Below are 15,174 nucleotides of genomic sequence, written 5' to 3' on the forward strand. Positions count from 1 at the left end.
ACGGCTTCACGGCTTCACGGCTTCACGGCTTCACGGCTTCACGGCTTCACGGCTTCACGGCTTCACGGCTTCACGGCTTCACGGCTTCACGGCTTCACGGCTTCACGGCTTCACGGCTTCACGGCTTCACGGCTTTCGTTGAGGAGTAATGATCATGGCACGTTTCGAATTATCTGAAGCTGATCGCGCTGCCATTACTTCCGGCGTATCGTGTGCGGCCCTTCTGGAGCGTTATGGCTTTGCCCTCGACAAGAAAGAGAGCACGCGCAATTCGCTCAAATACCGTCGTGGTAAGGGCGAGACATACATCGTGTCCCATCAGGGCAAGGGCTGGTGGGATACGGGTTCCCAGGCCAAGGGGAACGTCTTCGATCTCGTCAAGCATTTCGAGCCCACGCTTTGGTGGCGGGATGTCTGTAGCGATCTGGGCAAGATGGTCGGTGTTGAGCCTGCTTCGACCCCGTGGGTGAACACACAGAAGGCTTCATCCGATTATCCGCCTCCCGCCGAGCGCTGGGCCAAGGCCAGGCCGCTGCGTAAAGGAACCACGGCTTGGCAGTATCTGACAGAAACACGTTGCCTGCCGGAATGGCTGCTGCGAAAGGCTTCGGCTAACGGGTCTATCCGTGATGGTTTCAAAGCCGCCTGGTTCAGTTATCGCAACGCTCAGGGGGCGATCACGGGCGTCGAGCGGCGTGGGCCTGAAACGCGCCGGCAACTGGCGGGCAGCGTCAAGACGCTCTTTCGTTTCCAGACCCGGCCCGGCACGCCCGTGCGCCGCCTGGTCGTGACTGAAGCGCCGATCGATGCGCTCTCCTTTGCCGCCATGGATGTCGAGCGTGCAAACGATACGCTTTATGTCGCTACGGGTGGCGGCATGGGACCGGAGACCATCGCGGCTCTTGAGGCGCAGATGGAGGCCATGGTCCCCGATCAGCAATCCTATCTGATCGTCGCGACGGATAAGGACAAGGCCGGAGATCGATACGCCGGAATGCTCTTTGAGCTCGCCTTTGAAAACTGTGTCCGTTACGTGCGCGCGCTCCCGGAAGGAGAGGCGACGGATTTCAACCAGGCATTGCAGGAGCGCTTCGCGGCCAGCAATGCATCTCAGACGGTAGTGGCATGAGCGACATATCTCGCAGACCTCGACACGACGAGACTTCGCCGTCTGCGTCGACAACTGATGAAATTATCGTACTCGCTCAGGTGAAAGAGGCTGAGGTCTGCTATCAAACCTTCCTGCTAAGCGGACAAGCAGCGCGATTGCTGCAGGCGGCCCCCGGTCTGGGTGTCACGATACCGCTCCTCTTCATCCAGTGTGAGGGCATAGCCAACAGCGCGACCGGGCTCGCCGTAAGAGGCGATCTCGATCCTATGATGCCTGAACAGGGCTTCGATCTGGACGGGCAATTCACCCTTTTTTCAACCGACCACAGCGACGCCGGTGAATTCATCACCGTGAATGGCTGGGTCGGCACAACCAAAATTCTGGCCCTTCGACAGGGCGCCTCTTTTAGAATTGCTGCAGAGTGAGGAAACGACCATGACACATGATCATCCTGATACTGATCTCGACCTGCTGATGCCTGGCTATGACCTGATCGTAGCGCTACGGCGAGCGTTCATGAACCATTTCCGGTGTAGCGACTACCACCGCCGCTGCCCCGAGCTGGGCGGTACCCATCCATGGGCTCTTGTCGAACTGTCCTGCCCCGTTTCTGGCGAGGTGGTGTCGGGAATCGTCGTGTGCGCCGATCCCATCCCGGGCGGCTGGGATCTCACACGGCGCTTCGATATTTATACCGGAGAAGATCTGTATACGGGCGCGTTCCGCTCGATCGATCCGGCGCAATACGCCGTCCGGCAGATCGGAACCGTTCCCGGCCGGGATGCGGTTTCGGCGCGCAGCGCGGTCGTGCCTCTTCTGAATCTCGTAGCAGTTGCAACCGCTGATTGGTCGGCCCTGCCCGATACAGTGGCACGTACGGTTTCTCCTGGTGGCGTGTCCTCATCGCAGGATTTCCCCGAAGCATTCGTCTGCATTCATGACGGTGACGACGAACGATATGGACTCGTCACCAAAGGCTTCACTGATGCTCATGGTGGCTGGAATCTCGAGCTGCCCACCGAGATTTTTGTTTCGACAGGTGACATCATCTCGGTTGTACCCGGCGGGGACACATGGATCGAGCTGATCCACGACGTCGAACCTGACGGTCTGGCGCGGCGCGGCTAGAAAGGGGAGGAGGGCTGAGTGAATCAAGCGGTGTCCCTCATCGACGTGAGACTGAACGGCATCGGCTGGTCGGTCTGCCAGGCCAGCCGCCGGAGCCGGATATCGCGGGACCGGATCGCGAGATGGCGAAATGGCATTGGCGAACCTCCCCAGTCTTTCATGAAGTGGCTGGATGCCCTGCACGCACTTCACCGGCGCTATGCGACCCCGCTTTCGCGCGACGTTCCCATTGCAGGCAATCGCGCGCCCATGGATGCCTACGCAGTTGGTCGTGCGCTCATGATCATCGGCTGGTCGGAGCGTCGTCTCGCCGAACATCTTGGCTATCACCGAACTGAGCTGAGGCGTTTGCTGGAGAGCGGCGGCAGGCTCGGCGCACGGTCGTCCCGCTGGCTTGAAATGCTCGAGAACGGACACCGCGACCTGCCACGGCCCGTGGTGTCTCCAATATCTATATGCCGTCCCTTGGCGGAAAGACTGACGATGGAGACGATCCGATGAACACATGGATCACGTTCCCCCACGCATTGCGTGACGGTCGTCCTCGACGTGCCAGTCTCGACTGGGACCACGATCCAGCCAAGGCGCCCCAATGGCAGGCTCTCCTGTCGCAGGCGCATGGCGATCATGCCCACCGGCCGCATTGCGATTGCTGGGCGAATGGAGCGCCCCTGCAGCTTGTCGTTCGCTCACGCGAAGTGCGGGAAAACGGGAACAGGGTACGGCGCTATCACCTCGCACGCATGCCCGAGAGCGGGACCCTTCATCGCGCGAACTGTCCCTTCCACGAACCCGATATTCGCCGGGATGGTCGATCCGGATACGAGCAGGGTGTCATCACCCCATTGCTGGACGGCAACCTCCGGATTGCACTGGAAGGTGGCTTGCTCATCCGTGGCGTAGCCGGCGAGGCTGAGGAGCGCGCTCGGCGTCAAATCCCGCGCGGTGCCCGACCGGGGGATCGTCAACGCCAGATGAGTCTGCTCGGTCTTCTCCATCTCCTCTGGGAGCAGTCCGGGCTGACGAACTGGCGACCGGAAGAGAGACGCCGACGCTGGTCCTGGGGGACTATTCGCCAGGCGATCGAGCGCAGTGCCGCGACAATCGTCTCAGGGGGCGCCACGCTCGATCGTAGCCTTGCCATGATCGGGTATAATGATGAAGCAGGCCAGCCTGCGTTCGAACAGGTCCGCGACCATGCCCAGGGGGAACGTCGTGTCCTGCTTTGCGGGATCGTCGATGCAATCGACATCGAGGCGGGGCGCGCTGCAGACCCGGCAAAGCCCCAGCAACGCGCTCATGGCCCGCGTATCCGCCTGCGATTTGATGGCGCCCGTGCCTTCAACCTTCATCTCATGGGACCGCCCCAAATGGCAGAGGGGCTGGAAACGCAATTCCCATGGGCATGGCGCATTCTGCAGCAAGCCAGAACCGAGCGGGGCAATGCCCAGGTGATCGGCCTTGTGACGGCGCAACTCAGGCCAACGCCTGATGGCCGTGCTACGACAGGGTGGATCGAACGCGTAGCTCTGATGGAGGTTGGGCCGTCCTGTGTGCCTGTCGCAAGCAGCCATGAACTGGCGTTGTTGATCCACCTGCAGGGACAGCACCGTATATTCCGCAAGCCGCTGCGCTTCGACAAGACGACACAGCTTGTCCATCCCGACTTCGAGCTGCTCGATACGAGAGATCCCCGCGGCACGCCCATGGAAGTCTACGGCTTCGATACCGAGGAATACAGGGCGCGTCGCGACATCAAGGAGGCGCATTATCGGGACGTCTACGGTGTCGGCAATTGGTGGAGCTGGAATGCTGCCCTAGGGGAGGCCATGCCAGACCTGCCCCTACCTCAGGAACGCATCATCGCAGGGTAGATGGAACTGGCTTACTTCTTGCCGCCTTTTGGTGTGGGCTTGGCTTTGGGCGCAGTGCTTGATGACTTCTTTCGCTTTGCCGTAGGAAATGGATCATTGGCAACCCCTGCCTGCCAGTCATGGACGGCGCGATAGCGCCCCAGCATTTCGATCCCAGCCGCCCAGGCTCTGACAAGCGTTGCGCCCGCCTGAAAATCGGCTTCCTCCACGCAAGGATCGGGCCCGTCGAACCGGCCCTTCTCCGTGATCGCATCGACTGCTCTACGTGTCAGGTGTGCCAGCTCGTCCTGCGCACGCTGGGCTTCGCCAAGCATCTGGAAGACCGCATGGACCCCATCAGCGAAGAGCGGATCAAGATCCTGGTGCAAATCGGCAGCATCGAGATCCGTATCAGGCTCCTCGCTCTGCAGCCGCGTAAGCTCATCCTTGTAAGACATCTGGAAAATCGTGGCACGCGTGACCCGCTTCTGGCCAAAGCGATATTGCAGGGATCGTATTGCTTTATCTTCCGGTAGGGCGCGGCGCAGATTGCCGATCGTCGGGGCATGCTGGCGCTCGAACGGAAAGCGCAGGATATCCCTGCTTTCAAAACCGCCTTGCATAATACGCCGCTCCTTGCCCGACCTGATCGCCGTTCTCGTTAGCGGCTGAATTCAGATCTTACGGGTTCTGCCCTGTCCTTCGCAAGGCATACGCAACCCGAAGCCTGCCCGACAAAAAAAGGGCCTCTCTCGAAAAACAATGAAAGCTCTCTGGATAAAGACCTGAGACCCTTGGGCCGAAAGCTTCGCCCTTGTCGACCGGACCGCATACCATGACAGACACGACCCATCCCGTTTTCAGCACCCTGACCGAAGATCAGTGTCGGGCCGCCCGCCAGGAAGGGGCGGTGGTGGTCCTGGCCGGCGCAGGTACAGGCAAGACCTCGACCCTCGTCGCCGGCGTTTGCGATCGTATCGAGCGCCGCCACATGCCGCCCCATCGACTTCTGGCCGTGACCTTTACCAACAAGGCAGCGCGTGAAATGCGCGAGCGTATCGCTCACGCAGTGGGCTATGACAGGACACCCAACTGGGTCGGCACCTTCCATGCCCATGCCTGCCGCATGCTGCGCCGTGATCCGGGTATCGCCAGTCTGCGGCCCGGGTTCGACATTCTGACGACCGATGATTCAATGCGGATCCTGCGAAGACTGATGAAGGCGGAAATCCGCTCGGATGGCGAGGCGAGTGTTGACGATGCGGCTGCCGACCTGATGCGCAAACGGGCCAAGCGTCTTGGTCATCACATAGGCGCCTTCAAGGATCGCCTTGTCCTGCCCGACGAGGCGTGGGCTCACAGGCCAGCACGTCCAGCTGCAGAGATGTCGGAAGATGACTGGGTCCTGTGTGAGGCGATCCGCCTTTACCCAATCTATCAGGAAGCTCTGCGCCGGGCCAACGCCGCTGATTTCGGAGATCTTCTTCTCTACCCGACGCGGGCGATGACAGGCGATGAAACATATCGGCGCGAATGGGCGAGCCGCTTTGACGCGATCATGGTCGACGAATTTCAGGACGTGAACCTGGCCCAGTATCGCTGGCTAAGGCTGCTGTCGCAGGACCACGGCGAGTTCTTCGGCGTCGGCGACGATGCGCAGAGCATCTATGGCTGGCGTGGCGCCGATATCGGCTATATCCGCAATTTTCTAGCGGCCTTCCCGGGCGGTCGGATGATTGCGCTTGAGCGCAATTTCCGCAGCACCGGCGTCATTCTCGAGGCCGCTAATGCCATTATCGCCCTTGATCCCGATCGTCTGCCCAAGACCCTCTATACCGACGCCGGCCCCGGGCTGCCGATCGAGATCATCGCCTGCAAGGATGGGTCCAATGAGGCCCTGCGTCTCGCCCGCGAGATAGGACGGCGGGCGGCAGAGGGTGTGGCATGGCACGATATGGCTGTGCTCTACCGTTTCAATTTCCTGTCCCGCGTGCTCGAGGAGCAGCTGCTCGCACAGCGTATTCCCTATGTCCTGGTCGGCGATACGGGGTTCTGGCAGCGTGGCGCGGTACGCGACGGTCTGGCCTATCTGCGCCTCATGGAAAGCATGGAATCACGTCAGTCTGACGAGGCCTTTCGACGTGTCGTCAACCTGCCGGCGCGCGGTATCGGCGCGAAGACGCTCGCGCGCATCGAGCAGGCTGCCGATAAGCAGGGCGTGTCTCTCTTCCTCGCGGCCGAACGGATGCAAGGGCAGGGGAGTGCCATGGCCCGCTTGCACGCATTCCTCGCTACTATCCGAGCCGTAGCGCTGGGCGAGGATCTCATGCTCGGCGAGCGCATCGAGATGCTCCTTCAGCGTGTGGGATATAGCGACATGCTGCGCAGGCAAGGAGAGGACGGTCTCGATCCGCAGCAGAACCTCCATGAGCTGATCTCCATTGCCGGTAACTTTGCGACCAGTGAAGCCCTGTTCGATCACGCCGCCCTCGGCGCGGGCGCTCCCGGGGACGGGCTGGACGGCCGGGTGCGGCTCATGACCATTCACGGCGCCAAAGGACTGGAATTTCGCCATGTCTTCCTTGTCGGCTGGGAGAACACACTATTCCCGCAAGCCAGCGAAGGGACTGACGCGAATGAGGAACGTCGCCTGGCTTATGTTGCGCTGACGCGCGCACGCGAGCGCGTCACCATCAGCTGGGCCGTCAAGCGCGGCAATCGCTGGAACGAAGCCTCCAGTTTTATCGACGAAATCCCGACGCCCTGCAGGATCGAGGGCTCGCTGCGTCAGGCAGGCGGGATCGGAGAGCAGCGCTCATGACGATCGACGAAAACGATCCTTCGATGCCCCAGCAAGCTCGCAGCCAGGAAACGGCGGCGCGCTCGACCCGGTCGGGATGGGCCCATGACTGCGCGCTATGTGGCGCAGGGGCCTGCTTTGGGTTCACCGACAGACGTGGGGTCACGAGATGGACCTGTCCTGACCACCGCGACAGGGGACGGATCGAGCTGCCCCGTTAGCCGACTTACCCACAGATTCCGGGGATGAAGCTGTGGATAGTCTCGATACGTTCCAGCACAATCATGCACCAAAGCCCAAAAAATCGATCCGACCTCAAATTTCATGCATGCTCTCTGGATCGCAAGCTGTCTTCCTGAACCTGGAACACTGCATGCATCTCGATCACGGCGATCGAGTGCAGCGTGACGTGCGTTCAAGGGAGTCCACCATGAGGCATCGTGCCGTTCATCAGTCCAGACGCGTCCTGCCGCGCCTGAAAGCAAAAGCCTTCGACCATCCCTCGCTGCATGAAGTGGCGCTCGGGGCGCTCATGCAGCTGGTGGCGATCGAGGGCGAGCCGGAGGCATTTGAATCGCTCGAGGCCTATCGTGCGCACCGGGCTGTTCACCAGGACATCGAGACCAGTGCCATGGCGTTTCTCAGAAGGTACGGATCGCTGCTGGTGGTTGACCTACACGGAGCAGACGGGCTCGCTGTTCTGCGCGCCAGGGCGAAAGCCCTTGGCGGATCGAGATCCTTTTCTCGCAATCCTGTGGCTCAGGGCGTCGCCCAGGCGGCGCTTTCTCAGGCTTGGAATGGTCTTGCAGGATGGCAGGCCTGACATGACACGCAAAGCACCGCCGCATGCCGCAGATCACTGGCAAGGTCTCGCCAAAGCGCATGGACGCACACCCGATCGATGCACCGTTACTTATTCCCGGCACTTCACACGAAATAGCGACGTCCTGATGACCAGGTACGAGCTGCACTCGCCAAAATCCGGTGGGGATCGTCCTCCCATGACGGGCCGCGACAGGCTTGTCGCCGGGTTCGGGCTGGCGCTTGCCCTGCTCAGTGCCGGCGTGGACGGGTATCTGACGGCCGATCAATGCGGGGATGTCTGGCCCTGGCTATGCTCACATCTGCCTCATCTGTTCCATACCGGGCTTCTAGGCGGGTTGGCTGCCCACTGGCCCAGGCCACGCCTGTCCTTTGGCGCATGGCAGTGGCTTGGCATTGGCCTAGCTCTGACAGTAATCGGCAAGGCTGCGCTTCTCCCCATCCTGCGCCGTGCGTCGCGGCTTGGACGACGCACTGTGATGGGCGTGAAGCTGATGCTTGCTTTGGCAGCGATCGCAGGTGGCATTGCAAGTCTGTGTTCCTGAGGTGCCTCCTCACGACCAGGGGCGCCCCTTCCGATAGACGCCCATATTCCGCAAACGCGTGCGGCATTAACTGACATAGTCCCAGCAACGGCGGCACGGCATGGGCGCGCGTTGCGCGGCCTACGGCTGCGGCGTCACACGCCGCACCCACGCGGTGAGCGTATTGTGCTGCGTACTTCTGCTTGCTCATGAATAGAAGAAGTATTTATGTAAATACCATAAATAACAATCTCCCGTAGTGAGCGAATATACGATTTTTTACTATGCAGTCAGTACATGGATAGGCAAATAGACATGCAGTATTGTCTATTTTATTTCTTATGAAAGGCCGATATAACTTTACTTGTGGACAGGCAATAACGCCCTACACAAAAAGCGCCCCGGAAGGTGCAACGAACACCACTCCGGGACTTCGCCAGAATGAAAGAGTGTTTTCATGTCAGACGCAAACCGCAATATCGCTGCAAACGCCACCGCCCGCAACCTCTCTCCTGCTCGTGTGCGTCAGTTCAAGGAAGCAGAGGCCCGCGTGAAGGCCAGCAACGCCCCCACGCTCGAACTGATCAAGCGGCTTGTTCCCACAGACTCCCAGATGGCAGCGATCGCGCAGCGGTTTCCTTCGGTCAAGGTTGGTGAATACGACGAGCTTTTCGGCGCCGGTCTGTCGCTGGTGCGCGACCAGTACGAGACACTGGTCCCTATCCTGACCTATGAGGACCGCCACGAGACAAACTTTACGGCTCTGAAATTGGTCCTTGATCGGATTGTGGGGGCCGCCATTGGTGCTGCCTATGGCTCCGCAAATCACTATGAAGGTCGTCGCACAGCCGCCAGGGATGCGACAAACAGCTTTTCGAACGATCACCGCGACGAGGACCGTCAGGGCGTCGATGGAGGCGATAACCGCGCTGCCAACCTCCGTCGCATCGCCGCCGAAAAGGCCGGTCATGCTTACTCACTCGCCGTTCTTGCTGCTGGAGCCTGCGAAGCCTATCGCGACCTCATGGGGAGTGACTGGCAGCCCTACCAGCCCAACAACCGCCGCAGCGTTTCCGAGCGCGCCGCCGCAGAGGAAGCCGCAGCCCTCGGCTTCTGATCCTTCCCGCCGGACCCGAAAGGGTCCGGTTCCTGTCCCCTCACAAGGAAATGCGCCCGATCATGCAACTCCCCTTGTTCAAAGCTCTAAAGACCATCAATATAGAAGATGAGCAGGCGACCGAGATCGTCGACTCAATCGAGGATTACATCGCCATGAAGATGAAAGAGGTTACTGCTCCGCTCGCGGCCCGGATCGAGGGCGTCGATGCCAAGCTTAGCGCGCTCGATACCAAGATAGGCGCGCTGCAATGGACGATCGGCATCATCGGCGCGGTGATCGCTATTGCTACCGCCTTTTCCGGCGTGGCCCGCTTCATCACGCATTAGACCGGCGTAACCTTCGGGCAAAATCGGGGCGGCTCTCGCGAGCCGCCTTTTTTAATATGTGCCATCCGGCCCAAAGCACACAGCGTCACCCGTGCGCAAAAATGGACACAAATCACGCAGCGGGGCATTCGCGCGCCTCGCGGGGCCGCGTTGCCCCCACTTGCCACATATCCACAGCGCACGCGCTCTCGACTCTTGACGGTCGAGCGCGTGCGCTGTGGATATGCTCCGGCGTCCCTTGCGGGACGCCTACGGCCCTTCGGGCTGGAAAGCAGGGACAACGCTCGCATCGAGACCATCAATCAGCGCCTCTCGGCGCTTTGTGCGGCCGGCTGGTCCTGTTTGTGGACCTGTGACGAGTCAAGCTGGCACCACAACACGTTGCTCTTCGGATCGGCGACCATATTCTCAAGGCACTGGCCGCCTACCATTGCCTGATACCCAATGTGCCTGTGCTCCCACCACGCACCAAGGCCCAACAGGCCTACGATCGTAATCACCGCGGCTATAAAACCCGTCACCGCCCAGCGGATCGTGGTCGGCCGCGTGATGTCCAGCATCGCCCCTTCCAGCTCGCCCTTCCACATGCAGAGGAAGGCTCCCTTCAATGACGCAAGGGCTTCGTTGACGATCGCGCCAACCATCACGTTCGCCTGCTCCGTGCTGAACTGCTCGGTCCGGACACGGACGGACTCCGCCAGTTTCACCGCTGCCGCGGATTGCGCGCGGATGATCTCCATCTCGTGATCGGCCGCCTCGCGGATTTCCGGCACGATCTTGTCGAGCCGATCGGTGATCGCGATGCTCCGCTCCAGGAGCCCATCGATCGCCGCGCTCTGCTCGACCTGGTCGTCGCACATGGCGAGCAGCACCTGTCCCAGAGGCTCATGCGGGAAAATGCCTGCCTCATTCATCGAGGCAAGAAGCCGGTTACGACGGGCGAGCTGAAGTGTCTGGACCTGCGAAGCCGGAGCAGAGCTCGCGGTCGTATTATCTGTTCTCATGATGATGTCATCCGATCCTGCAACCGCGCAGCGAATGGTATCGTCCACTCACGCGTGGTTCGCAGATATTCTTATCTTACTGGCCCCGTTTTCTCCGATTGCCCGAGGCTGCGCTGTTCCATAGGCCGATGTCGGTGTGCCTGCAGAACCAGGTGAATTACGGGCAGTCCCGACTTTCGAGAAGGGACAGAGCCGGGATAGGCCAGTCGCCAAGCGACCGGCCCGGTGTCAAAGACGCATCCGACTCAGAGAAAGAGCTCAGGATGACCTGTCATCTCGATATTCTCCATGAGGCGCTCGTACCATTTGCGCGTCATGGCCCGCCAGAAAATGCTCTGCGCCGTGCCGGATTTGGGGCGATCCCCTTTGAGCGCCTCGAAAACCGAGATATTGGCCTTTTCCATCTGGGCCAGACAGGGCAGATAAGGCACTGTCACGGTAATCGCGCCCGCCTTGATCATGGTCTCCACGCGCGAATCCGTCTCAAAATGGCGTTGCACAGCATCGATATCCGTCGAGGTCTGACCGACGCCGCCATTCAGAAAAAGAACACGAGGCGCTTCGGCGAATGGGCCCTCTCTGAAACTGCGATAGACATTCTCGATATCGTCAAAACCCGTGCCCATGAAGCTCCAGACCACGAGCCGGACATCGCTGTCCCTGAGCATGGTCATAAGATCGAGTTCTTCTGCCAACCGGCTTGGCATGGTATCATTGCCGCCGAGATCGAGGATCGTCGTATTACGCTTACCGATACACTGGTCGATTGCGCCGCTCACCCATTCCTTCATATCATCGAAATTACGCGATGACGGGGGAGGTAGCAGGATATCGCTCCGGCCCCTGAATTGTCGGGTCAGGGTGTCGTTATTGATATCGCCGTCACCGATGACGATATCGCCGCGACCGGCGCGGAACGCCGTTTCCGAAATTGTACCCATCAGGGTACTGGCCCCAGACCGACCACGGCCGTCACGCCAGAACAGGGTCGCTTTTTTCGGTGTATCGTCTTCGGGTGTCACTCTGGCTGCCATAAGGGTTTTCCTTGCCGCGCCCCGTCCCACTGACAGGGATACCCTTCTGGCCTATCCGTGACCGATCCAGAGAGCAGGCAGTTTTTTTCCTTCCGCCTCCATTTTTTTTAGACGGTCCTCCATTCTGTCGCTTTCAAGCCCAGCGCTATACCAAGCACCCATCAGGCGACGCTGCTCGGCATCCGGGGCACGGCCTTGTGAATTACGTTGCCGCTGCATGAAAAGATAACGCCAGCAGCGGAGCCAGTCGCGTTCATCAGTGAAGGTCATTTTCAGAGGCAGGGCTTCCATGCCTGGGACGTCGAAACGATCCGGCCCGAGCCGCCAGTCCCGATGATCCTTTTCCGTGGCATCGCACCATGCCTGTGTGATGATCTTCACATCCCCCCAGAGCTCACGGGGTAGCTGTCCCGGCCAGCCCATATCCGATCGTTCGAGTTCTTCCGGTGTCGGATCCGCCATCAACTCCACTTTGGGCTGTGGTTTGCGCCGGAAGTAGATGGTCGGATCGTCTGGATGGGCAAATGGGTGTCGCTCAATCTTCCCGCCTGACGGCGTGGAGGGCATGGACGCCGCGTGATCGGTTTTCACCGGCTGCTCTGGTTCAGGCATGGGATAAGCTGGCGGCGCGCTCGCACGCAGGACTTCCGGACTATAGACGGGTCGCCTTCCCTGAAAACGGTCGGAAGGGTCCGGACGCCCGATTTCATGGAGTTTCAGCGCCACATCCTGCAGGCGTGTACTCTGCCTTACAATGTCACCGATCGCGGCCTGCGCTGCCTTGCGCGCCTCTTTTCTTCTCAGCTTCTCTAGTTCAGCCTCTTCCTCGGCCCGGATGCGCGCTTCCTGAGCTGCCTTCATCGCGCCGCGAACGCGATACCAGGTGCGTTTGACGAGAGTGGGCGAGGCGATGCCGCCGTCAATCCGACGAAGCCCCATACGCTCAATGATTTCCGCATAGGGCTGCCAGCGCACGCATTTGCCAGTCCAGCCTGCATTGAGCCGGTCAAAATGCTCCTCGAAGAACCGATAGATGGGCGAGTGGGTCCATTGCCCGCGCTGGTTGCGCAGCAACAGATCAATACCCGCCTCAAGATCGATCACGGTGCTCATGAGGCCTCTCTACCAGCCCTGCCGGATCGGCGTCAAGGTGGATCATCCATGGTGTCTAGATGATCCCCGAGTGGATACCAAGTGGGGACACGGTGAGGGAGCGAAGGGGTCTAACACACAAATGCAGACTTTCAGTCTGCTGAAGTCCGTCGAATCACGACCTCAGCTTGGAGCGCTACAGCGCAACGCGGTCCGGGCTTAACCAGCCTCCCTCTGCAGGGGTATTGTCAGGCTCGGTCCAATCCGACAGCTGCACCTGCTTAATCTTGAAAGGAGCCACTCTGCGCAGGGCGCTGAGGATTATTCTTGCACCCGGTAAAGATTATTCTTACTATTTCACTCATGATCACGAGTAAGATCTCTACCAAGGCTCAGACTACGATCCCTCAGTCGGTGAGGATCGCGCTCGGTCTGCAGGCTGGCGACACTGTTGGGTACGCCATAGAGAATGATCGGGTTATCCTGACGCGGATCTCTGCGAGAAAAGAGGGAGATGATCCCTTCGTCACATTCTCCGAGTGGGATAGCCCTGAGGATAAGACAGCGTATCGTGACCTTTGACGTGTGGGATGTCGTTGCGGTCCCGTTCCCCTATACAAATCGATCGGTCCAACAGCGACGACCGGCCCTCGTCGTCGGACGACACAGCCATGAAGGCGGACCGCCCTTATTGTGGGTGCTGATGATCACTTCTGCAGCGCATCGAACGTGGCATGGAGATGTCGTCATCAGCGACCCGGATGGCGTTTGCCTTCCAGCGCCATCTATGGTGCGAACCGCGAAGATTGCGACAATCGAGGCTCGGGATGCGGAAAAACTCTCTTCCTTACCACCAGAAAACCGATCCGACGTCGCAGGTTACCTGAGGGCGACCTTTGCAGATCTCGCGCATAAGGAAGGCGACCATTGAGTAGGGTTGCGCCTTATATGCAAGTCAGTGAACTCGGGGTTATCGTGGCGGTCACAGCGGGTGGAAGCGTTCACCTAAGAGCGCCGTTCCACCCCGACCTGGCATACCGGGCGCGAGGATATAGGGGACGCTGGATCCCGGACAGGAATGCCTGGAGCTTCGAGCGGGCATACGAGCACAATGTGCGTGGGATATGCATGTCCATCTGGGGGGTGGATGGGTATCCGGAGCGGTTCGAGGATCTGTGCGATCTTGAGATCGTTGTCTCTGCGCGCGAGACGCCGACCGAACCCTTCTATCGCTTCAATAGTGATCTCTATCTGGGTGGGCGCCATATCGCAGGGGTACTCAGAAAGCCCAGTATCGTGCGCCCCGGGAAACAGGTGAGCTATCGCAAAGGCGGCCCGGTCTTTCACAGGGAAGGCTGCGGCTGGTGGTTACAGGTTCCAGGAGGATCAGAATTTGTGCTCCATCAGGTGCCGCGTATGGCCATCCCCTTTTTCGAGCGTTGCCTTGATGGTCATGGCGTATTGCGAGTGCTGAGCCCGTCCGATGAGCGATGCCGGAGAGAATAAATGTTCACACTCACGCATCGTCCATACTGCATCGGAGCAGAATATACTCGGATCTTTTATAGGGAATAACCCGATATATTCCCGTCGTACTTTCTTCGGTATATGTCTTCCCATCGGCCGACCATTGCCAGAAACGTCCGGTTAGCATCACGTAACCCAGGATCCTGTCCGACCTGCAGTGGCGCACCATATACCTTCGGACAGGCGGCAGCCGCCCTGCTTGCTCGCGTAACCGGACCAACGATGTCTCTGGTGTCCGATCATCCGTCATCGTGGCTAACGACCCTTTCAGTGTCTGGACGATGTTCGTCTTGATAAGCCTGCTGATAGACTGTTGCTCGATCAGGTCTGACCGCGTACGAGATCTAGCTTCTGCAAGATCGATCAACGGACACGACCTGTGTTCCGTCATCGCTTCTGTGAGCGCTGTCATGGCAAAGCGCCACGGTGTGCAGGTCTTTCGATACCTGATCGGATGGCAATTATGCCACGGCTGAGACAGGTGATGGCGTGTTATGCCGTCTTTCGTTTTTTCGGCTTTGCTGCCGGGAGTGCCTTTGGTTCTTCGGGCGGATTGAGCGCGTCCTTGACCGGCTTACCCGGTGCGAACCGCATGCCGCGCGAGGGCGGGATATCGATCATCTCCCCTGTTGCGGGGTTCCGACCCTGGCGCGCCGCATTGTGTTTCGCCGCGAATTTGCCAAAGCCAACCAGAACGACGTCTTCATCGGCCGCCACGGCCTTCACGATGGTGCCGAAACTCGCCTGTATGACGCGTTTGACATCCTGCATCGGCAGCCCGGTTTCCTGGCTGACCTGAGTGACGAGATCATGCAGATTCATGGTCCAACTCC

18 protein-coding genes are annotated in these 15,174 nt (G+C 59.7%); 13 read left to right on the top strand and 5 right to left on the bottom strand.

Features of this window, described 5'->3' with window-relative positions:
* The first annotated feature begins 154 nt into the window (after positions 1–154).
* The 5 genes from ACWNRM_RS09780 to ACWNRM_RS09800 are packed head-to-tail and all read left to right on the top strand — an operon-like array spanning position 155 to position 4,113.
* Entirely contained in the window at positions 155–1,129 is a 975-nt protein-coding gene (locus tag ACWNRM_RS09780) for a DUF3991 and toprim domain-containing protein (protein WP_485170721.1), read from the top strand.
* Complete coding sequence (locus tag ACWNRM_RS09785; protein ID WP_485170720.1) at positions 1,126–1,536, top strand: hypothetical protein; 411 nt, start codon at positions 1,126–1,128, stop codon at positions 1,534–1,536. The genes ACWNRM_RS09780 and ACWNRM_RS09785 overlap by 4 nt, the downstream gene beginning before the upstream one ends.
* Positions 1,537–1,546: 10 nt before the next feature.
* Positions 1,547–2,239 carry a hypothetical protein gene (locus ACWNRM_RS09790; protein ID WP_485170719.1) on the top strand — a complete coding sequence of 231 codons (693 nt, stop codon included), beginning with the start codon at positions 1,547–1,549 and terminating at the stop codon, positions 2,237–2,239.
* Between the two features lie 18 nt (positions 2,240–2,257).
* Positions 2,258–2,740, top strand: coding sequence for a transcriptional regulator (locus tag ACWNRM_RS09795; RefSeq protein ID WP_485170718.1), 483 nt, complete (start codon positions 2,258–2,260; stop codon positions 2,738–2,740).
* Positions 2,737–4,113: a DUF1173 family protein gene (locus tag ACWNRM_RS09800; RefSeq protein WP_485170717.1), complete on the top strand. Its 1,377-nt coding sequence runs from the start codon at positions 2,737–2,739 to the stop codon at positions 4,111–4,113. Before ACWNRM_RS09795 ends, ACWNRM_RS09800 begins: the two co-directional genes overlap by 4 nt.
* A gap of 11 nt (positions 4,114–4,124) precedes the next feature.
* Here ACWNRM_RS09800 and ACWNRM_RS09805 read toward each other — a convergent pair whose 3' ends face one another.
* Entirely contained in the window at positions 4,125–4,715 is a 591-nt protein-coding gene (locus ACWNRM_RS09805; protein WP_485170716.1) for a hypothetical protein, read from the bottom strand.
* A gap of 212 nt (positions 4,716–4,927) precedes the next feature.
* Here ACWNRM_RS09805 and ACWNRM_RS09810 point away from each other — a divergent pair, with 212 nt between their 5' ends.
* The 5 genes from ACWNRM_RS09810 to ACWNRM_RS09830 all read left to right on the top strand — a co-directional run bounded on the left by ACWNRM_RS09810 (position 4,928) and on the right by ACWNRM_RS09830 (position 9,684).
* Positions 4,928–6,913: an ATP-dependent helicase gene (locus tag ACWNRM_RS09810; RefSeq protein ID WP_485170715.1), complete on the top strand. Its 1,986-nt coding sequence runs from the start codon at positions 4,928–4,930 to the stop codon at positions 6,911–6,913.
* Positions 6,914–7,322: 409 nt separating this feature from the next.
* A complete protein-coding gene (locus ACWNRM_RS09815) occupies positions 7,323–7,715 on the top strand; it encodes a hypothetical protein (RefSeq protein WP_485170714.1) in 393 nt (130 codons plus the stop codon).
* A gap of 1 nt (position 7,716) precedes the next feature.
* On the top strand, positions 7,717–8,259 hold the full coding sequence (locus tag ACWNRM_RS09820) for a hypothetical protein (RefSeq protein WP_485172201.1): 543 nt from the start codon (positions 7,717–7,719) through the stop codon (positions 8,257–8,259).
* Positions 8,260–8,695: 436 nt separating this feature from the next.
* Entirely contained in the window at positions 8,696–9,355 is a 660-nt protein-coding gene (locus ACWNRM_RS09825) for a hypothetical protein (protein WP_485170712.1), read from the top strand.
* Between the two features lie 62 nt (positions 9,356–9,417).
* A complete protein-coding gene (locus ACWNRM_RS09830; protein ID WP_485170711.1) occupies positions 9,418–9,684 on the top strand; it encodes a hypothetical protein in 267 nt (88 codons plus the stop codon).
* A 302-nt stretch (positions 9,685–9,986) separates the two neighbouring features.
* Here ACWNRM_RS09830 and ACWNRM_RS09835 read toward each other — a convergent pair whose 3' ends face one another.
* The 3 genes from ACWNRM_RS09835 to ACWNRM_RS09845 form a co-directional block, all read right to left on the bottom strand.
* The gene (locus tag ACWNRM_RS09835; RefSeq protein ID WP_485170710.1) at positions 9,987–10,736 is read right to left on the bottom strand and encodes a hypothetical protein; all 750 of its coding nucleotides are present in this window, start codon (positions 10,734–10,736) and stop codon (positions 9,987–9,989) included.
* A gap of 197 nt (positions 10,737–10,933) precedes the next feature.
* The gene (locus ACWNRM_RS09840; RefSeq protein WP_485170709.1) at positions 10,934–11,722 is read right to left on the bottom strand and encodes a death domain-containing protein; all 789 of its coding nucleotides are present in this window, start codon (positions 11,720–11,722) and stop codon (positions 10,934–10,936) included.
* A gap of 51 nt (positions 11,723–11,773) precedes the next feature.
* A complete protein-coding gene (locus tag ACWNRM_RS09845; protein ID WP_485170708.1) occupies positions 11,774–12,835 on the bottom strand; it encodes a hypothetical protein in 1,062 nt (353 codons plus the stop codon).
* 342 nt (positions 12,836–13,177) lie between these two features.
* On the opposite strand from ACWNRM_RS09845, the gene ACWNRM_RS09850 reads away from it, so the two are divergent.
* From ACWNRM_RS09850 to ACWNRM_RS09860, 3 genes are all read left to right on the top strand, one after another.
* On the top strand, positions 13,178–13,396 hold the full coding sequence (locus ACWNRM_RS09850) for an AbrB/MazE/SpoVT family DNA-binding domain-containing protein (RefSeq protein ID WP_485170707.1): 219 nt from the start codon (positions 13,178–13,180) through the stop codon (positions 13,394–13,396).
* Positions 13,329–13,745 (top strand): type II toxin-antitoxin system PemK/MazF family toxin, encoded by a 417-nt coding sequence (locus ACWNRM_RS09855; protein WP_485170706.1) that lies wholly within the window; start codon positions 13,329–13,331, stop codon positions 13,743–13,745. The genes ACWNRM_RS09850 and ACWNRM_RS09855 overlap by 68 nt, the downstream gene beginning before the upstream one ends.
* Before the next feature lie 197 nt (positions 13,746–13,942).
* Entirely contained in the window at positions 13,943–14,320 is a 378-nt protein-coding gene (locus ACWNRM_RS09860) for a hypothetical protein (RefSeq protein ID WP_485170705.1), read from the top strand.
* A 513-nt stretch (positions 14,321–14,833) separates the two neighbouring features.
* Here ACWNRM_RS09860 and ACWNRM_RS09865 read toward each other — a convergent pair.
* Entirely contained in the window at positions 14,834–15,163 is a 330-nt protein-coding gene (locus ACWNRM_RS09865; protein WP_485170704.1) for an HU family DNA-binding protein, read from the bottom strand.
* Positions 15,164–15,174 lie beyond the last annotated feature (11 nt).

It is taken from the genome of Asaia sp. A2 (assembly GCF_057319415.1).